We start from the raw sequence: 20,488 nt of genomic DNA on the forward strand, positions 1-20,488 counted from the left end.
ATGAATACTAAATATATAACATCGAACTGGAGCAGGTGGACAGGATTTCTCGTGTCAATGCTGTTCTTGGGATTGATCAGCTGTGATTTTGAACCACCATCCAATATCAATATCACTGATGATACCAATATCAGTGGTTATTTGAGGCAAAACCCGGATGACTATTCCAGTCTTTCGAGGATTTTGGAAATTTCCAATACAGAAGGGTATCTTGGAGCTTATGGAACCTATACTTTTTTTGCGCCCAATAATGCGGCCGTGGAGGGTTATTTGAGTGAGAACGGTCTGAGTTTGGAAGGTTTGAGTGAAGAAGAAGCCAAAGATATCGTAAGGTATCACCTATTGACAGATACCATTTCCACTGCCAATTTTACCGATGGGAAATTACCTATCCCGACAGAGTATGGTAAATACCTTGTCACAGGAGCTGAATTTGTGGATGGTCAGACCTCTATCAGGGTAAACCGTCAAGCCAATATTTTACAGAGTAATATCAAACTGGGAAATGGGATCATGCATGCCATTGACAATGTACTGTCTCCTCCAACCAGAACTGCGGCAGCATGGATTGAGGAAAAACAAGAATACTCTATTTTCTCTGCAGCTTTGAAGTCGACTGGTTGGCATGAAACCTTGAGCAGTGAAGAAGAAGGTGTTTGGTACACTGTGATGGCCGAATCGGATGAGACTTTTGCCGCAGCTGGTTTTGATAGCTATGCCGCTTTGGAAAGTCGCTACTCCCACTTGGGCGATCCAAGCAATCCCCTGGACAGTTTGAACTTGTTTATGGCATATCATATCCTGCCGAACATCAAATACATAGCGGATTTGGTGACGGCCACGGCCCACCAAACTGAAGCACCTCAGGAAGTGATTACCATTAAATTAAAAGGTGAAGAAGTACTGGTCAATGAAGATGTTTTCTTCGGGGTATTAGAACCAGGTTCAGCAATCATCCGGCCTGAAAGTGATAATTCTGTCACTAATGGGGTGGTCCATAAAGTAGAAGAGCATTACGCCATCAAGCTGAGGGCTCCAACTGCGGTGTATTGGGATGTAGCAGATCAGCCAGAAATCAGGCAGCTGACCCAATATTTCAGGGTTCCGGGAGCACCTAATTACACTTTTAAATTAGGAGAACTTGCAGGAATGACTTGGGGTGGAAATTACGTGGATGCCATGGTGAACTATATTCCACCAGGACTGAATGAAATTTATTACAGCAATGGGGACTTCGTGAAAATTGAGATCCAAGGAAATAGACTTAATATGGTTCAGTTTACCACTCCTGTTTTAGTTAAAGGAAGATATAAAGTATGGGTTTGCCATTATGGCGACAAGTGGAATAATGGAGCGGAGCTCAAAATGACCTTTAACGGAGAGGATATTCCTGGGGCGAGACTTTTGGATACGCGTATAAAGGCACCTGACGGAATGAATGAAGATGAGTTGGAATCTAGGGGCTGGAAGGAGTACCTGACAGCAGGCTCCAATGGTGGTAGGATCATGGGACGTTTTATCGGCACCATTGATGTTCAGACCACAGGTGAGCATACCCTTCGTTTTGACAGGATTACGGGTATTGGGCGTAGTAATGGAGGGCTTTGGTTGGATATGATCCACTTTATCCCAGAAGGAGATGACCAGATTTATCCAAAGTTTGCACTTGATGGATCACTGGTGTATGAAGATGATGAAGACTAACATATGCCTTCTGGAAAATCTAAAGTCCTATAATTTTCAAATAGCAAGAACATGATCAAAAAATATAAAAACCACCTGCTAATAATGCTTTTCGTTGGTCTGAGCGCATGCTCGGATCAATGGGAGGAGCATAATAATGCAGCGCAGGATTTAAACAATAATTTGGTACAGTTGATCCAATCGGATGCTGACCTCAGCACTTTTGCGGATCTTTTGGTGGAGTCAGGGCTGGACAAGCAGTTGTCCTCGGGCTCTTATACCGTATGGGCGCCGACCAACGCGGCATTAGGAAACCTGCCATCAACCATTACAGGAGATGAGGAAGCCTTAAAGCTTTTTGTTGGAAACCATATTGGCTTTCAAGAAAACCTCAGCTATCAAGCCGAGGAGGCTCCTATCAGGGTGAAGATGCTGAATGGAAAAGTAAGTGTGCTGAGTGAAAACAGCATCACTTCTGTAGATGAATCAGCTTCATTTGAATATGCAGACCGGTTGGCAAAAAATGGTGTGCTTTATAAAGTGGATGCATATATGGTTCCTAAAAAGAACATTTGGGAGATCGTACAGGAAGAAAGTGGTAATCCAATCAGCCAATTGGTCATGAATATGTCCGTGACTGATGAGGTTACCATGGAATCGTACAATTACTTCCAATATGATGTAGCGGATCTGAGCAATGAAGACTCAACCTATACTTTTATTATGTTGGATGATGCAGCTTATGAGACTTTCGAAATGGAAATGGAACCTTATTTTAAGGATACCTTGCCAGATGAGATGTCTGTACCCCTTTCACTGGGACTTACCAAAGACTTGGTGTTCACCACATCTTATTATGAGAATGTACCGGACACTATTATATCTGTGGATAGTGTGAAGGTGGCTTTTCATCCCGAAAATGTAGTACGTCAGATCAATGCTTCCAATGGGGTGATTTACATCATGAATGACTTTGATTATAAGCTCTCGGATAAAATTCCAGAAATTAAGATTGAAGGGGAATACTATGATGCGATCAGTGGCAGTTCTGGCCCTGTGAACGTTCGCGCCAGGTCTTGGGCCTCCAATAAGCGTGACCTGTTGGTTTTTAACCACAGCACGCCATCCTACCATGTGACTTATAATGTGCCACAGGTACACTCCGCCAAGTATAGAATTTATTGGTTAGCCAACAATGATGATTATTGGCCGAGAAACAACTGGCAAAGTATTGCCATAGACTCGGTATCCAACCTTCCTTATGGGAACAAGATGGTGGAATTCAATAATCTCGAGGAGGTGTTTATTGGGGAACATGAAGTGCAAAACTATGGGCAGCTGAAGCTGATCCTAAAGGCGGAATCTACCTCAAATAATGACTGGAACACGTTGGTTCTGGATTACCTGAAATTAGTTCCTGTGTTTGAATAAACCCAAAATCAGAAATCGATGAAGCTAAAAAATATATACAAGATATGCACAGCAGCGCTGGCCATTCAGTTGGGTTTTGCGGGTAGTTTGATGGCCCAAGAAGTAGAGGAGGTAAAGGTCAAGCCCAACAATGAAGCAGCTTACCTGGCGGAAGAATTGACGGGCAAGATAGTTTCCAAACGAACCGGGGCTCCACTGGAAGGAATAGGCTTGTCCTACAAAGATATATCAGCCACTTTCTCCAATTCTGAAGGAGAATTTAAGTTGACCGTACCTAGTTATTCCACCACCATCGTGGTGAGTTTGGGAGATGATGTAGTCAAAGAAATTCCATTAAGGGGAAGAAGTAACCTTGAAATAGCCCTTTCTGATTTTGAATTGGCTCAAGCGGGAAAAGGTTTGGTGCAGCTACCCTATGATGAAAGGCTGTCCCACCAAGTGACCGGGGCGATATCCACGGTAGACCTTACTGACGCATGGAAAGGTAAGGCTAACTCTCCTGAAACTGCTTTTCAAGGAGCAGCTGCAGGGGTAAACATGATCAGACGATCCGGTACTCTTGGTATTGGGGCCAATACATTTATTCGTGGCTTAGGTTCCTTGAATGCCAACGCCAAACCTTTGGTGGTGGTGGATGGAATGATCTACGACATGAATGAATATGAAGGTTCTGTGATCAATGGATTCACCTCCAACCCACTATCCTACATTGATGTCAAAGACATTGATAAAGTGACCTATATGAAGGATGGAGGATCCATCTATGGTACTAAGGGAGCAAATGGCGTGGTGCTCATCACTACTTCCAGGGCAAAGGATTTGACGACAAGAATTGACTTTTACACCTATGGCGGGGTCAATATTCAACCCAAAAACCTTCCGGTAATGGAGGCAGATGAATTCAAGCCTTATTTTTCTGAAATGTTGCGAAGCAGTGGACTGAGTACCAATGAGGCACTGAGCCACCGTTATTTGAATGAAACGCCAGATACCTTAGGGTATTATAATTATCATAACAATACCAACTGGCAGGATCAGGTAATGCGAACCAGTTATGACCAAAACTACTTTATCAAAGTATCTGGAGGGGATAATATTGCTACTTATGCCTTGTCTATTGGTCACCTCAAAAGCCGTAGTATCATTGAAGGAGAAGGTTTTTCAAGATCCAATGTAAGGTTCAATGCGGATTTTCAGGTGACTGAAAAATTCACGGCAGGAACCAATATGGCTTTTTCCTATGCCGTAACGGACTTGTACCAGTATGGAAGTGAGGTAAACAGTATCAGCCCTCTTTATTTGGGTTTGTCCAAGTCGCCCTTTTTAGCACCGAATATTTTCTCGGAGCAAGGGGTGGAGTCTCCCAATTTGAGCGACTCGGATTCCTTAGGAATCAGTAACCCTCGATCGATCATCGAAAACATGCAGGCACAGAATAGAAGATTCCGCTTCTTTGGTTCTTTTAATGCCAAATACCAGTTCAGTGACCGTTTTAGCCTTCAAAGCTTGTTTGGTTTGACCATAGACCAAAACAGGGAATCGTTCTTTGTACCTGACCTAGGTGTGGAAGAAGAAAATGGAACCAATACCATTATCAAAAACCAAATTGGTGGTCAAGTACAAAGGCTGTTTTCAACATACAGCGATACCAGGTTTAATTATAACAATACCTTTGGATATGCACATAACTTCGACTTGGGCTTAGGTTTTAGATTCAATAGAAACAAACTAGAAGAAGACAGAGGTTACTCTTTTAACTCAGGTACTGATGATTTTATCACATTGGGATCTGGAGTAGTGAGCCTGAACCAAGCTTTCGGAAATACCGGTGAGTGGATTTGGATGAGCTATTATGCTGATGCGAGCTATAATTACCTCAACAAATATTTTGTAGATGTAAATGTGGCGGTAGACGGCTCCTCTAGGTTTGGCAGTGAAGCGGAAGAGGGTATTAGCCTTTTCAATCATAAGTTTGGAGTCTTCCCATCCATCAGTGGCGCATGGCTGATTTCTTCAGAAGATTTTATGGCCTCCAATCCCCTTGATCTTTTAAAGTTGCGTCTGAGCTATAGCCAGACGGGCAATGATGGAATAGGAAATTATAATCAGTACCAATTGTATTCAGGTTCCAATGTCATGGCAGTACAAGGCTTGGTAAGGTCGAACATCGCAAATGATAAGATCCAGTGGGAGACCAATTCTAAAGTAAATGCAGGTATCGACATTGCCACGGCCAACAGTACTTTGGCTTTTAGTATCGACGTATACCAAAATACCATCTCAAATATGCTCACTTACCAGCCACTGAAGACAGTTGTAGGTTTGGACTACTACTTAGCTAATGGTGGAGAAATGGTTAACCGAGGCGTTGACTTGGGTATCTATGCAAAAGTTTTGGACAGAGATGTGAAACTTGACCTGGGACTTCAGATTGGTACTTATACCAACGAGGTGAAAAAGTTGCCTTATGACGAACGAATTACCCCTGTGGCTGGAGGTGAAGTCATCACCACTACGGGTGAGTCAGCAGCCATGTTCTACGGATATAAAACAGATGGAATTTATAACACGAGCGAAGAAGCTACTTCTGCAGGTTTGAGTACCTATGCCGAAAATGGAAACTTGATTCCCTTTCAAGCTGGTGATGTGAAATTCATTGACCAAAACAACGATGGTATTATCGATGACAATGATAAAACCATTATTGGCAATCCAAATCCAGATTTTTATGGAGGCTTTACTGCCCATGCTACCTATAAGCGATTTACGTTTGATGCGGCATTCTCTTTCAGCTACGGAAACGATGTTTATAACTATGTAAGACAGCAAATGGAAAGCATGTCAACTTATGAAAACCAATTCATAAGTGTCAGAAACCGTTGGAGAGCGGAGGGGCAAGAAACCGATATGCCTAGATTGGCATATGGAGACCCTTCTGGAAATAGTCGCTTTTCTGATCGCTGGGTAGAGGACGGCTCCTATCTCAGGTTGAAAACCTTAAATATTAGTTATGATATTCCAGTCAATGGTTCGATAATCAAGAATGTGAACGTATATGCAGCGGGTCAAAACTTATTGACCATTACCAATTATCTGGGCTATGATCCTGAATTCAGCTATACCAGCAGTGTATTCGGACAAGGTGTAGATGTAGGATTGACGCCGCAATTTGCAAGTGTGTTGTTGGGACTTAAAATCGGATTGTAATCATGGAAAAGTTAACAAGAATCTTAAAAGCCCAAAATATGAAAATGATGTCTATCCCTTTCAAGAAATACCTGGCGGTGGCCACGATAAGTGTGGGGTTGTTTTCCTGCTCCGATATGTTGGATGTGGAGCCAACTTTGGAACTGGATAAAGACCGATACTATCAAAATCAGCAGGATGCTGATGTGGCGGTAATGGGCGTGTACGGAGAAATGATGAAGTTGGCCGAACAATACGTGGTGCTTAATGAAGTAAGGGCCGACCTGATCGAGCCTACCATGATGGCAGACCGTGATTTGGTAGATTTGAGCAATCATAGTGTAGTGGCTTCTGATAATAACAAGTATGCAGATCCAAAGCCATTTTACAGGGTGATCTTAAACTGTAATGATGTATTGGAAGGTCTTGAAAAAATGCGGGATGAGAACAGGATTACAGAGGATCAATATAACCAGCGCTTGTCTGATGTGGCAGCAGTGAGAACTTGGGTTTATTTGCAATTGGGGATTCATTTTGGAGAAGTTCCCTATGTGACCAAAAGCATTGAAACCATTGATGATGTCAATAATCCTGCTCTTTTTCCAAGGTTGGGTTTGATGGATTTGATCGATGAACTAGTGGAGTATATGGAGTCCATGCCTTACTTGGATGCTTATCCTTCCAATATCGGTTTGGTGGGTAGCTCTGCAGGCTATGACTTAAGTACATATTTTGTCAATAAGAGAAGTTTATTGGGAGACTTGTATTTGTGGCAGGGAAACTACACCCAAGCAGCAGAAATGTTCAGAACTATCATGGAGTCCTCTACTTCCATGGGGCCTGGTGCAGGCGCAGTTTATTATGATAGAATGAGGCTTTCTTGGAGCTCTTCGAATTACTTTAATGTCAGGTATGGAAAGGAAAATGATATCAATTCATTGTACAATGACAATACTAATGGTTGGCGGTCAATTTTTGGCCGGCCTGCCGGGGAGCGATATTCCTATGATGTATGGGTTTGGGTGATGCATTATGATAGTGATTTTGCTCCTGAATATCCTTTTGTCAGACTATTTGCCAATGCTGGAGAGGGAGAGTATCAACTCAAACCTTCTCAGTCAATCTTGGACAAGTGGAATAGTCAAACTCAATTTAATAATGTGGAGTTTGATGCAAGGGGCATATTATCTACAAAGAACTGGGACACCATGGATCCTGAAGTGGGTAAATTTACCTTTAATTACGACGCGATCAGTACCCCACTTCAAAAAGAGGGGAAGTGGATTTTGGAGAGAGCTGCTTCTGTGCACTTAAAGTTTGCGGAAGCCGCCAACCGGGATAATTTGGATAGCATCAGTCAGCTCTCTAGAGCCATCATCAATGACGGAATAAGAGTGGCTTACACACCGGAAGGTTTCTCTGGTGATGATGTTACAGACATTCAGAATACTTTAGGTTATGGAGCCCCTTATGATTTCGACGCTAGACAAGGAGATTTTCCAACTTACAGAGGGCCTTGGTACAGACACCAAGGAATTCGGGGAAGGGCTTACTTGCCTCCAATCACTTTGCCAGAAGGAATTACAGGTGTGCAAGAAGAAAAAGATTGGACAGAAGATTTGATCATTCAAGAGTCAGCGCTGGAGTTGGCATTTGAAGGACACAGATGGCCGCAGTTACTTCGAATTGCGATGAGAAGAAATCCATCCGTTTTAGCAGACAGGGTATATGATAAATTGTCAAAGTCCAAGAACCCTGAAGCGATCGGTAGGGCAGCAGGTGTAAGGGCTAAATTGAACAATGGAGATTGGTTCCTCCCTTTTCATTGGGAAGAGTAAAATAGATTATAATTGATTTAAAACCAGTAAGATACGTTGTGAAGTGCAAAAAAACGTATTTGAATAAAAAATATATTTCAAATGCGTTTGTTAGAAATAAAGAATAGCTTATATTAAGGGAAAGTTAACAATCGCCCAAAGTTATGAAGTATCTAAGAATGAAAAAGTCTTCTGGCTTGAGCTTGAAGACCCGGTTGTTAGTTTACTTAGCTACTCTTTTAATATGTATTTTGGCAGCAAATTTTCGCACTGAAATACAGCAGGTCACAGGAAATTCTTACAATGAAAATGTAGAAATTTCAACCATTGAAGAATAAGCTATGTTCACTAACCTATTAAAATACGGCAAGACCTCAGGTCTTGCCGTATTCATTTTAATTTTAATCAATAGTTCATGGGCAACTGGGCAGCAGTTGCGGCAAATGGAAGCCTTAGACCGAGGGTTAATAGCGCTTCCTTCTCCTGAGGGCGGTAATTTTATCAGTTGGCGTGTATTGGGTACTGAGCCGGAGGATATCGGTTTTAACCTCTACCGAAAGACTCCTTCCGGTAAATCAAAAAAAATAAACAAGCGTCCGATAACACAGGCAAGCAGTTTTACCGATGAGGGAGGAGATAGTAAAAGTACATATGAAGTAAGGGCATTAGTAGATGGCAAAGAACTTGAAGCATCCCAGCCCAGTTCAACATGGCAACAAAACTACCTCTCTATTCCATTAAAAACCCCTGAAGGTTACATGCCTAATGATGCTTCTGTGGGTGATCTTAATGGTGACGGGCAATATGAAATAGTACTGCACCAAGCTGGAAAGACACATGACAATTCCCATAAGGGCTTGACAGATCCACCTATTTTGCAAGCCTACACCCTTGATGGGGACATGCTTTGGGAAATTAACCTAGGTAAGAATATCAGGGATGGAGCTCATTATACGCAGTTTATGGTGTATGACTTGGATGGTGACGGCAAAGCAGAAGTAGCCTGCAAAACGGCAGACGGTACTACTGATGCTTTGGGAAATGTTATTGGAGATGCTAATGCAGATTACAGGAATCAAGACGGATACATCTTAGCAGGCCCAGAATTTTTAACTGTTTTTGATGGAGAGACTGGCAAAGCATTGGCCACCACGAATTATATTCCATCCAGGCACCCCAGTAAAGAAAGCCCTTCATCAGATGAACTGAAAGCAATATGGGGAGATGGCTATGGCAATAGGATGGACCGTTTTTTGGCAGGGATTGCCTACTTGGATGGTGAGCACCCAAGCTTGATTATGACCCGTGGTTATTATACAAGAACGGTAATTGCCGCATGGAATTGGCGGGAAGGTGACCTGTCGGAAGTTTGGACGTTTGACAGCCATGATGGAGATCCTGACCACCGTAAATATGCAGGACAAGGCTATCACAGCTTATCCATTGGGGATATTGATGAAGATGGGAAAGACGAAATCGTCTTCGGAGCGATGGTTTTGGATGATGACGGGTCTGGAATTTACAGCACGGGCCTTGGACATGGTGATGCCTTACACTTATCGGATATAGATCCAGAAAGACCAGGCATGGAATTATTCGGCATTCACGAACATGTCAGACATGAGCATGGTGCCAACCTCCGAGACGCTGATACTGGAGAGATCATTTGGTCTTACCCTTCAGAAGATGTGGGAAGGGGCTTGGCCATTGATATTGATCCGAGGTATATGGGCTATGAGAGTTGGGCGTCAGGACCGGGACTTAAAGGCCTTTGGAATGTCAAAGGAGAGGTGATTTCAGAGAAGAAGCCCAGCTCCTGCAATATGGGTATATGGTGGGATGGAGACTTGCTCAGAGAAATCCTGAATGGAGTGGATATTGACAAGTGGGATTTCGAAAATGAGCGCTCTAATCGCATTTTTACAGGTGAAGATTATCTTGTGGCAAAAAATAACGGCACCAAATCCAATCCTGCACTTTGCGCGGATATTCTTGGTGATTGGCGGGAAGAGTTGATCGCTAGAACGGAAGATGGGCAGGAACTAAGAATTTTTACCACTACCATTCCCACAGAACAAAGGCTCTACACCTTGATGCATGACCCAGTTTATCGTCTGAGCATTGCGTGGCAAAATGTGGGCTACAATCAGCCTGCCCATACGGGTTTTTATCTTGGTGCAGGGATGCAAAACCCTCCTAGACCACAAATCAGCACAAAGTAATCAAGAGGACACTAGGCTTAATCATGGTATGACTCCAAGTTGTGCCATGATTAAGCGTTCTATCAGTTTCCGACCAACACAGTTCAGCAGAGATGAACGGGTTTTTCTTTTTATTTTAAGCGGTATATAAACAAGGACAATTATGAAGTATTCTTTTTGGATGCTGAGCACTTTCATTATGCTGAGCGCAGCATGCAACCCTGTAAAGGAGGCCGACGAAACAGTAAGCTTTACAGTGGAAAACAAGGCAGAACTTGCTTTGACAGACAAGCCTATCCTATTGAATAAGACAACTATTCCCGGAGTGGAGGATCAGGCAGGGAAGTTTCCTCTGATCATCTCAGGAGGAGACACGATTCCTGTGCAGTGGGATGATATGGATGGTGATGGGAAATGGGATGAGCTGTTTATGGTATTGAACTTTTCGGCCAAAGAAAAGAAAAAACTTCAGTTGGTTTGGGCGGAGGAAAAACCTCAGTTTCCAGCAAGAACAAGTGTTCGTTTTGGTTTGCGGGAGGGAGTAGATATTCCAGTTCATCCGGCTCAAAGCGATACTTTACAGGCAGATGGTCTTCCTAAGAGTGTAGGGTATCAGCCGTACCAAACGGATGGACCTTCTTGGGAAAATGATAAAGTAGGTTTTCGTCATTATTTTGATGGGAGGAATGCTAAAGATCTTTTTGGCAAGAAAACTTCCCAAATGAGCCCTGAAGAAGTGGGAATCAATAGCGAAGGAGCTGTAGAGGATAATTATCATGTGATGGAAGACTGGGGTAGGGATATTTTGGCGGTTGGGAATTCTGTAGGCTTGGGCGGTGTAGCTTTGATGATCGATGGTGCTCCAGCCAGGCTTGGGGTGACTGTCAATGATTCCATTAATAATATTGAAAACAGTGTTTTTCAGATTTTGAATGAAGGGCCTGTTCGTTCACGAATTCAATATGATTACCTGAATTGGAAAACCCATGAACGCAACTACGATGTGCATGAAGTCAGCACAATCTGGCCAGGAATGTATGCCTATAAAAATGAAGTGTCGGTCTATGGTATTCAAGGTGATGAAACACTTCTTATAGGTTTGGTCAATATCAATAATGACATGGACTTGTCAGAAATAGAGGTGAATGATGAATGGGTGGTATTATTGACGCATGATAAGCAGACTTATGAAAAGGAATGGTGGTTGGGAATGGCGTTGATCTTACCCAAATCAATTTACCTTGGATTTACAGAAGCGCCCGAATCTGGAGACCTTTCCAATAGCTATTTGGCAAAGTTAGAAATAGAAGATGGCCAGCCAGCAGCTTATTATGCTGTAGCAGGATGGGAACTTTCTGATGAACAATTTACCGATCGGGAATATTTTAAAAGCCATGTAGTTGACTTGGTGAACCAATTGACTGCAGAGGTAGAAGTAGTTTGGGCGAAATGAAAGGATTGAGATATAGTTTAATGGCTTTGGTGACAGGCGTGTTGATTACCTCCTGCACCTGCTCCGTAAACCATCATTCTGAACAAAAGACCATTGTCAAAAAGCTAATCTTTGAAGATGATTTTTCATTACCTCTTGATACCAAAATATGGAAAATTGAAATGGACAGTCTTCCCAACTCTTCAGTTTCATCTTTTGATGGAAAACTGGTACTGGATACGAAGGGCGGAGTGACGGTTTGGTTGGATAGAAAATTGGCAGGTGATATTGAGATTCACTATAAAAGACAGGTAGTAATGGCTGATGGTCCCAACGATAGGCTTTCTGACCTGAATCAGTTTTGGATGGCTTCTGACCCAAGGGATACCAACCTATTTACAAGGAGTGGCAAGTTTGAGGAATATGATTCCTTACTGATGTATTATGTAGGCTTTGGAGGGAATTATAATGGAACCACCCGTTTTAGAAAATACCAGGGCAACGGTGAAAAAACACTGCTTTTTGATTTGGAAGATGAAGCCCATTTGCTACAGCCCAACCATTGGTATGACATCAGTATAAAGGTGGAAAATGGAACCATTACTTATTGGGTGGATGGAGAGAAGTTCTTTGAATACAAAGATGAAACACCATTGACCACTGGATATTTTGGGTTTCGCTCCACCTGGTCACATGATGAAATTGACAGTCTAAGGATATATCAGCTGCAAATGCCTGAAAATAAAAATTAATCTACCACATAACGGATAAACCCTAAACACCACAACATGAAAAACTACTCACTTTCGCGAAGGAGTTTTGTCAAGAATTCAGCATTGATCACTTCTTCTCTTTATATGGCTCCGGGAATAGCAGAAGCTTTTTCTGGTAAAAACCGAAGTTCAAAAAAACTAGGACCTGTCAATCTCCATTGGCTGGAAAAACCGGAGGGAATTTATACTAGTGGAACCACACTGGGGGTACCCTGGCCTATGGGACAGGTGAAAAAAGAAAGCTTTTATTTAATCAATGAAAACGGGAAACAACATCCTGTTCAAAGTTGGCCATTGGCATATTGGCCTGATGGATCTATCAAATGGTCAGGTCATGCGATCTCGAGACTTGGTAAGCTTGGAAAAGATGTCAAATTGATGCCAGGGAAGGGAGTCCAACCAGAGAAGGCACTTGTGGTGGAAGAGACTGCGGAGAAAATCAAGATCGACACTGGTTTGGTTCAGTGTAATATTTCAAAAAGTGGTAATCAGTTAATAGAAAGTATAGTCAGGAATGGCCGACAAGGGTTGATCAATGGCCGTTTGGTTTTATTGCATCAAGATGGTGTATTAGGAGAAAAAGAAAATATAACAACATCTCTCTTTGAAGGCCAAATAGAAAAAGTTGCTGTAGAGCAACAAGGCCCTGTGAGAGCTGTGGTAAAGATTGAAGGAAAGCATGCAGGGACGGGGTATGAAGCTTGGCTGCCTTTTGTGATTCGATTGTATTTTTATGCCGGAGGAGATTCCATAAGGACCATGCATACCATTGTGTTTGATGGAGATGAGGAAAAAGACTTTATCAAAGGCTTAGGCTTGAGGTTTGAGGTTCCTATGGAGGATGAGTTATATGACCGACATATTCGATTTGCAGGAAAAGATCGGGGAGTATTCGCTGAGGCCATCAGAGGTTTGACAGGTTTGCGAAGAGATGCCGGCAAGGCGGTCAGGGATGCTCAGGTCCAAGGAGAAAAAACGCCCGATGAAGCAACTTTCCCTGATAGTGTTAAATCTCGATTGCATTACATTCCAGCCTTCGGGGACTATACCCTTTCCCAAACCAGTCCAGATGCTTTCTCCATTCGTAAGCGCACCAAAGCTGGACATTCATGGCTGAAATCCGGGTTTGGAGATCGGGCACGTGGAACAGGCTATATCGGCGGACCTTCGGGAGGAGTTGCATTTGGGATTAGGAATTTCTGGCAGAGTTATCCAGCGCAGCTGGACATTCGGGATGCGCACACTCAAAATGCTGAGGTGACCATGTGGCTATGGGCGCCGGATTCCCCGGCCATGGACTTGCGGTTTTATCATGATGGCATGGGACAAGATACCTATGAAAAGCAGTTGGATGCTTTAAATATTACTTATGAAGATTATGAGCCGGGCTTTGGTACTGCCAAGGGAGTTGCCAGAACCAGTGAGATGACCATTGCAGTCTTGGAAGAGACGCCTGATGCTTCCTACTTCAATGCTATTGCGGACGGTGTGGCAGTGCCTCCACAGCTCAGCCCAGAGCCACAATATTTGCACCAAGTGGGCGTGTTTGGGAAAATTTGGGATTTACCTGACCGCAGCACTCCCCAAAAGGCAAAGATCGAAGCGTACTTGGAAGATTATTTTGCATTTTATCACCAGCAAGTGGACGACCGGAGATGGTATGGGTTTTGGGATTATGGTGATGTAATGCACAGTTACGATTATGACCGGCATACGTGGAAGTACGATGTGGGTGGTTTTGCTTGGGACAATTCAGAATTGTCCACGGATTTATGGTTGTGGTATTATTTTTTGAGAACCGGAAGATCGGATGTGTTTAGGATGGCCGAAGCCATGACCCGCCATACAGGAGAAGTGGATGTACATCATTTGGGAAGGTTTGCTCCACTTGGAAGCCGGCATAACGTACAGCATTGGGGCTGCAGCGCCAAGCAACTTCGCATTTCCACAGCAGCCAATAGACGCTTTTATTATTACTTGACAGGTGATGAGCGAGTGGGTGATTTGATGCGGGAACAGATCAATGCCGTTGCTACCTTGAAAGCAATTCCGCCTACCAGGAAAGTGAGTGACAAGTCTGTTTGGGAAACAGAAGATGACCCAAACAAGGTTTATGTTGGTTTTGGAACGGATTATAGTGCTATTTCAGCAGCTTGGTTGACGGAATGGGAACGAACTGGAGACAAAAAAATGAAAGAGAAGCTCGTGAATAGCATGCGGACTATTGCCGCCCAACCGAAAGGCTTTTTTACAGGAGGAAGTAGAATGGATTTACAGACAGGAGAATTTGAAATTCAGGATCGTCAGCGCGCATCTGCCTCCCATCTGAGCGCCGTATTTGGTTTGGTGGAGATATGTTCAGAGTTGGTACAAAATATTGATATACCAGCATTCAAACAAGCTTGGTTACAGTATTGTACTTTGTATAACGCCTCTGGTGAAGAGCAAGAAAAGGAATTGGGAAATGCTTTGGGAAGGCTTAACCTCGGTCAAGGTCATAGTCGATTAACTGCCTATGCCGCACAGCAAAAACAAGACCCAGCATTGGCCAAAAGAGCCTGGGATGAATTTTTTGGGGGAGCAGCAGGCTACCGTTTTGATAAACCAGCGATTTATACTGTGGAGGGTGAGGATGTGTTGCGGCCTGTAGAAGAAGGGCGCATATCCACCAATGCCACTGCCCAATGGGGATTGGCGGCCATAGAATGTTTGGGTTTGGTAGGAAGCGAATTAAAGGAATAGATATGAAAATGTTCAGGATTTCAGTTTGGATGATCCTCACTTTTGGGATCATCCTTACTAGCAAAGCCCAACAGGAGCATTCTAAGAACTGGAAGTTTGACTTTGGAGAAGGAAAAGTTGCCAAAGGATATAAGCAGGTAAAGCCTAATATGAATTATTCCAGCTCAACAGGGTATGGTTTCTTGGAAGGACACTCAGTAAAGGGGATAGATAGAGGAGGAGATGTACTCAAAGGAGACTTTATCACCAGTGAGCAGCCATTTTTCTTCACTGTGGATGTGCCTGAAGGAAATTACGATGTAAAAGTGGTTTTAGGAGATACTCAAGAAAGTTCTTCAGTTACCGTAAGGGTGGAAAATAGAAGGTTGATGGTGGACCGTACCGACACTGAGCCTAGTGAACAGGTAGAAAAAGTTTTTTCAGTGCATGTGCGCTATCCTGAAATCAAAGGTACCGATGAAAAAGTAAGGCTCAAATCGCGCGAGCTTGAATATTTACATTGGGATCACCAGCTGACCATAGAGTTTAATGGAGAGCAGCCAAAGGTTGCGGCCATTGAGATTACACCCAATGCGCAAGCTCCGACCGTTTTTTTGGCCGGTAACAGCACGGTGGTGGACCAAGCCAATGAACCCTGGGCAGCTTGGGGTCAGATGTTTCCTGTGTTCTTCGAGCCTGGCGAAGTGGTCATCGCCAATCATGCAGAGTCTGGTGAAACGCTAAAGTCCTTTCGAGGTGCAAAAAGATTAGAGAAGATCCTTAGCCTAATGAAACCTGGCGATTATCTCTTCATAGAATTTGCACATAATGACCAAAAGCCAGGAGGAAATCATGTCGACCCTTTCACGTCTTATCAAGAAGTTATCAAAGAATATGTAGCAGCAGTGAAAGTCAAGAAGGGAATTCCGGTTTTGGTAACTTCAATGCATCGAAGAAGGTTTGATGAAAAGGGAGAGATTATCAATACCTTAGGTGATTATCCTGCTGCCATGCGTGAATTGGCTGAAGAGGAAGATATTACCTTGATTGACCTAAATGCTATGAGCAAAGAACTCTATGAGGCATGGGGTGTAGAGGAATCCAAGAGGGCATTTGTGCATTTTCGAGCAGGAACCTTTGAAGGGCAGGATAAGGATTTCGCGGATAATACCCATTTTAGTACTTATGGAGCCTATCAATTGGCCAGCTGTGTAATTTTGGGATTAAAACAAACCGATCTAAAGCTCAAGGATTATCTTAAGAAAGATATCCCTGCCTTTGATCCGGCTTCTCCACCTCCTTTTGAAGACTTTTATTGGCCTTTAAGTACCAAGACTTCTATTATTAAGCCTGATGGAGATTGATTGGGAAGAGTGGTGAATTAGCTGTCTCATCACTGCTTTTCTGATCAACTGATACAGATTTTTAAAAGAACCTAATATTGGTGGGTTAATTATTTTATAAGTGTATAAATAACAGTTAATTTATTATATTAGAAGATCGATTACCTGAAGGGTATTCGAAGCAATTTATGTGGATAGAGCATTAAACAATGTTTTATCCACCATTAAATCTAATGATAACCTGCACTTATGAAAAAGATTAAACCCCTAATGCTTGGGATATTGGCGGTTATGGCGCCTTTGTTCTTACAAGCCCAGCATGAACCTACCGAATTAGTAGTCGACTTGAATGAAAAAGTCTCTGATGTATCCCCGACCATGTGGGGGTTATTTTTTGAAGATATCAACTTCGCCGCGGATGGTGGGCTTTATGCCGAGATGATCAAGAATTATTCTTTCGAATTTGAAAACCCCATGATGGGATGGGGCAGAGTAGAAGACCATGGCGCCAAGGGCTATGTTTTTAACCGCAAACATGAAGCTGCGGGAGCCAATCATAAATTTCTCCGAATGCAGCGTCTCAATGAAGAGGGAAATTTTGGGGTAAGCAACCAAGGATTCCGAGGAATCGCTGTCAAGGAAGGCTTAAAATATACTTTGACCTTCATTGCGAAAGTAGCCAAAGGACAGAACTTAACCGTTACGGCTAAACTATGGGATAAAAACCAGTTGATCGGAGAAGGGTCCGTTAGTGGATTTTCCGATGAATGGGCTGAATATGAGATTGAAATGACCTCTGCCAAGACTTTGGACGGGGCGGGATTTCAATTTCTGCTCGAGGGAGAAGGTGAATTAGACGTGGATATGATCAGCATGTTTCCAGAGGATACTTGGAAAGGAAGAAAAAGAGGCTTAAGAAAAGATTTGGTTCAGCTTTTGGCGGACATGAATCCTGGATTTTTGAGGTTTCCGGGAGGATGTATCGTTGAAGGGTTTGACCTGGAAAACCGATATGAGTGGAAGAAGACCATCGGAAATATGGAAGACCGTGAGGTGATCAAAAACCGTTGGAATATTGAGTTTGCCCATCGAACTACACCGGATTATTACCAATCCTTTGGAATTGGTTTTTTCGAATATTTTCAGTTGTCAGAGGACATTGGCGCGGAACCACTTCCTATTTTGAGTTGTGGACTGGCCTGTCAGTTCAATACTGGAGAGCAAGTACCTATAGGGGCCTTGGACGAATATGTAAACGATGCGTTGGACTTGATTGAGTTTGCCAATGGGGCAGTGGACAGCAAATGGGGCGCTAAGCGGGCAGAAATGGGACACCCAGAGCCTTTTGGCTTGAAGTTTATTGGTGTAGGAAATGAAAACTGGGGGCCTCAATACATTGAGAGAGCCAAGATTTTTGAGCAAGCCATCAAAGCTGCCTATCCAGAGGTGACGATTGTATCTACTTCAGGCCCTTTTCCTGATGGTAGAGAGTTTGAGTACCTTTGGGGAGAGTTGAGGGAGATGGATGCGGAACTGGTTGATGAACATTACTACAGACCTCCATCTTGGTTCAGGGAAAATGCCAGAAGGTATGATGACTATGATCGCAATGGTCCTAAGGTTTTTGCAGGGGAATATGCTGCGCACAGTACCACGGTAAGAGAAGATTTTAAAAGAAATAATTGGGAGGCGGCATTGTCAGAAGCGGCTTTTATGACGGGCTTGGAACGAAATGCTGATGTGGTAAGGCTGGCTTCATATGCTCCATTGTTTGCTCATGTGGATGGTTGGCAGTGGAATCCAGATATGATATGGTTTGATAATTTGCGTTCTTATGGCACGACCAATTACCAGGTGCAGAAGCTATTTTCTACGAACCCTGGTACTCATGTATTGTCCATTACCCAGGAGGGTAATAGCCTGGCAGGGGAAAATGACTTATATGCATCAGCGACCATTGATGAAAATACCAATGAGTTAATTTTTAAAATAGTCAATACTTCATCAGAAGCCAAGCAGGTCAGCATCAAGCTAGGCGGGAAATACAAAGGAAACGGGGTCGGTGAACTCCTGGAAATGGCCGACAAGGATCTGGAAGCCTATAACTCTTTGGATGACCCTGAAGCAGTAATCCCTGTAAGCAGATCCATAGAAGTGAACAAAAAAACTATCGAACTGGAATTAAAAGGCCAATCTGTTAATGTTGGCAGAGTTAAGTTGACCAAATAAATCTAATTCAGCATGTTGATTTTGGAGAATCATCAAAGTAAATGCAGACTGATCTTTCAGTCTGCATTTACTTTGATCTTAGTCTTTTTTTGGAGTGTAAATGTAGTGTTTGCTCAAAATGAAAGAAAGTTCAATCCCATTTTGCCGGACAATATTGCAGATCCCTCCATAGCCTATTTTGATGGAACCTACTATCTCTACGGCACGACAGATATTGACCAGGGATTGTCCAAAATGGGGCCTCCTGTTGTTTGGACTTCTAAGGACTTTGTGAATTGGAGCTTTGAAGGAACCATCCTAGAAAATATTGATTGGAACAAAGCTTACAATTTTGAGGATAAGGAGGGAAAACAAAAGTCAGGATTTTTCCGGTATTGGGCCCCTGGAAGACCGATCGAGAAAGATGGGAAGTATTATTTGTGGCCTACCATAGTGAAGCCGGATGATCAAATGGGGATTTATGTGATGGTTGCAGACCACCCTACAGGTCCTTTTAAATTCCTCAATGGAGAGGGGCTTTCTTTTAACGGTTTTCAGATTTTGGAACATGAAGCGAAGCCTATTATTGATGATATCGATGCGGAAGTTTTCGTTGAGGAGGATGGCACTGCTTATATTTATTGGAGAAGAAGAAAGGCCGCCAAACTGAATGAAGATTGGACTGGATTGGAGGGAGAAGTTATGGATATCCAGACCAGCCATGGTGGATATTCTGAAGGACCGACAGTCTTTAAAAGAAATGATATCTATTATTATCTCTATACCCTGTCAGGTCATGCAAATTATAAAAATGCCTACATGATCAGTAAAGAGGGGCCTTTAGGTCCTTTTGAAGCACCCGATGGGCCTGCCATTTTTATTCACTCGGATGGAAATACTGGAGTCTGGGGGCCAGGGCACGGCAATATCTTCCACGATCCACAAACTGGGAAATACATTTTTGCCTATTTGGAATATGGAGAAGGAGGAACAACCAGACAGGTTTTTGCCAATGAGATGAAGTTTAACTCTGATGGTACGATTAAGCCCATCCAAGTTGATTTCGAAGGAATTGGTTATTTAGGAAATCCATCCAAAGAGGGAACCAATGTAGCCTTTAGTGCTAAAGCAAGTGCTTCTTCCAGCAAAAAGGCCAAGGAAGTAGAGGCTAAGATGGATTTGAATCCAAATAATTTGGCCGGAGGAACAAGTCCCAGAGAACTGACCAAACAAAAGGTATTTACTTATGAGGCGAAGAATGCCACAGATGAAAGTAATTATACCCGATGGGTTGCAGAGGCAGGTGATGAAAATCCTTGGTTGCAAATCGATTTGGGTAAGAAGCGGCAGATCAAAAGAATTAGCTTGGCATTTGTGCATCCGGTATATGGACATGCTTTTGAAATACTAGGTTCTGAAGATGGTGAAAATTGGAAAAAGGTACATGAACAATCAGAACCTGAAATCAAGACCCCGCACGATATAAAAGTCAAAACGGGGGCAAGGTATTTAAAGGTAATTATCTTAGCTGGACATCCTGGAATTTGGGAAATGAAAGTTTACTAGAAGATTTAGCCAACCTCTCGGGGTTGGCTTTTTTGTTTACGGATTCTGCTGATTTTCACAGATATTAAATACCTAATTGGCATTGAATATCTGTGAAATCCGAGTTGCCTGTGGATAGATTTTGACG

At 42.9% G+C, this 20,488-nt stretch carries 11 protein-coding genes; all 11 read left to right on the top strand.

Going from position 1 to position 20,488, the window contains the following annotated elements; genetic code table 11:
• The gene (locus JL001_RS08295) at positions 1-1,704 is read left to right on the top strand and encodes a fasciclin domain-containing protein (RefSeq protein ID WP_200975649.1); all 1,704 of its coding nucleotides are present in this window, start codon (positions 1-3) and stop codon (positions 1,702-1,704) included.
• A 51-nt stretch (positions 1,705-1,755) separates the two neighbouring features.
• Complete coding sequence (locus tag JL001_RS08300; protein ID WP_200975650.1) at positions 1,756-3,114, top strand: fasciclin domain-containing protein; 1,359 nt, start codon at positions 1,756-1,758, stop codon at positions 3,112-3,114.
• Positions 3,115-3,132: 18 nt separating this feature from the next.
• Entirely contained in the window at positions 3,133-6,321 is a 3,189-nt protein-coding gene (locus tag JL001_RS08305; protein ID WP_200975651.1) for a SusC/RagA family TonB-linked outer membrane protein, read from the top strand.
• A 2-nt stretch (positions 6,322-6,323) separates the two neighbouring features.
• Positions 6,324-8,138, top strand: coding sequence for a RagB/SusD family nutrient uptake outer membrane protein (locus JL001_RS08310; RefSeq protein ID WP_236252752.1), 1,815 nt, complete (start codon positions 6,324-6,326; stop codon positions 8,136-8,138).
• Positions 8,139-8,458: 320 nt separating this feature from the next.
• Positions 8,459-10,339: a rhamnogalacturonan lyase gene (locus tag JL001_RS08320; RefSeq protein WP_200975653.1), complete on the top strand. Its 1,881-nt coding sequence runs from the start codon at positions 8,459-8,461 to the stop codon at positions 10,337-10,339.
• Positions 10,340-10,481: 142 nt separating this feature from the next.
• Positions 10,482-11,771 (top strand): DUF4861 domain-containing protein, encoded by a 1,290-nt coding sequence (locus JL001_RS08325; RefSeq protein ID WP_200975654.1) that lies wholly within the window; start codon positions 10,482-10,484, stop codon positions 11,769-11,771.
• Positions 11,768-12,502: a DUF6250 domain-containing protein gene (locus JL001_RS08330; RefSeq protein WP_200975655.1), complete on the top strand. Its 735-nt coding sequence runs from the start codon at positions 11,768-11,770 to the stop codon at positions 12,500-12,502. The genes JL001_RS08325 and JL001_RS08330 overlap by 4 nt, the downstream gene beginning before the upstream one ends.
• Before the next feature lie 36 nt (positions 12,503-12,538).
• Positions 12,539-15,265: a Tat pathway signal sequence domain protein gene (locus JL001_RS08335; RefSeq protein WP_200975656.1), complete on the top strand. Its 2,727-nt coding sequence runs from the start codon at positions 12,539-12,541 to the stop codon at positions 15,263-15,265.
• A 2-nt stretch (positions 15,266-15,267) separates the two neighbouring features.
• Complete coding sequence (locus JL001_RS08340) at positions 15,268-16,608, top strand: rhamnogalacturonan acetylesterase (RefSeq protein ID WP_236252753.1); 1,341 nt, start codon at positions 15,268-15,270, stop codon at positions 16,606-16,608.
• Positions 16,609-16,836: 228 nt separating this feature from the next.
• The gene (locus JL001_RS08345; protein WP_200975657.1) at positions 16,837-18,816 is read left to right on the top strand and encodes an alpha-L-arabinofuranosidase C-terminal domain-containing protein; all 1,980 of its coding nucleotides are present in this window, start codon (positions 16,837-16,839) and stop codon (positions 18,814-18,816) included.
• 12 nt (positions 18,817-18,828) lie between these two features.
• On the top strand, positions 18,829-20,361 hold the full coding sequence (locus JL001_RS08350) for a family 43 glycosylhydrolase (RefSeq protein WP_200975658.1): 1,533 nt from the start codon (positions 18,829-18,831) through the stop codon (positions 20,359-20,361).
• The last annotated feature ends 127 nt before the right edge of the window (positions 20,362-20,488 follow it).

Source organism: Echinicola sp. 20G (genome assembly GCF_015533855.1).
Classification (GTDB): Bacteria; Bacteroidota; Bacteroidia; order Cytophagales; family Cyclobacteriaceae; genus Echinicola.

Bases quoted from the DNA above. Each gene is read 5' to 3' on its own strand.
- JL001_RS08335 (WP_200975656.1), top strand. From the start codon at position 12,539: ATGAAAAACTACTCACTTTCGCGAAGGAGTTTTGTCAAGAATTCAGCA.
- JL001_RS08305 (WP_200975651.1), top strand. From the start codon at position 3,133: ATGAAGCTAAAAAATATATACAAGATATGCACAGCAGCGCTGGCCATT.
- JL001_RS08330 (WP_200975655.1), top strand. From the start codon at position 11,768: ATGAAAGGATTGAGATATAGTTTAATGGCTTTGGTGACAGGCGTGTTG.
- JL001_RS08350 (WP_200975658.1), top strand. From the start codon at position 18,829: ATGTTGATTTTGGAGAATCATCAAAGTAAATGCAGACTGATCTTTCAG.
- JL001_RS08295 (WP_200975649.1), top strand. From the start codon at position 1: ATGAATACTAAATATATAACATCGAACTGGAGCAGGTGGACAGGATTT.
- JL001_RS08310 (WP_236252752.1), top strand. From the start codon at position 6,324: ATGGAAAAGTTAACAAGAATCTTAAAAGCCCAAAATATGAAAATGATG.
- JL001_RS08300 (WP_200975650.1), top strand. From the start codon at position 1,756: ATGATCAAAAAATATAAAAACCACCTGCTAATAATGCTTTTCGTTGGT.
- JL001_RS08340 (WP_236252753.1), top strand. From the start codon at position 15,268: ATGAAAATGTTCAGGATTTCAGTTTGGATGATCCTCACTTTTGGGATC.
- JL001_RS08320 (WP_200975653.1), top strand. From the start codon at position 8,459: ATGTTCACTAACCTATTAAAATACGGCAAGACCTCAGGTCTTGCCGTA.
- JL001_RS08345 (WP_200975657.1), top strand. From the start codon at position 16,837: ATGAAAAAGATTAAACCCCTAATGCTTGGGATATTGGCGGTTATGGCG.
- JL001_RS08325 (WP_200975654.1), top strand. From the start codon at position 10,482: ATGAAGTATTCTTTTTGGATGCTGAGCACTTTCATTATGCTGAGCGCA.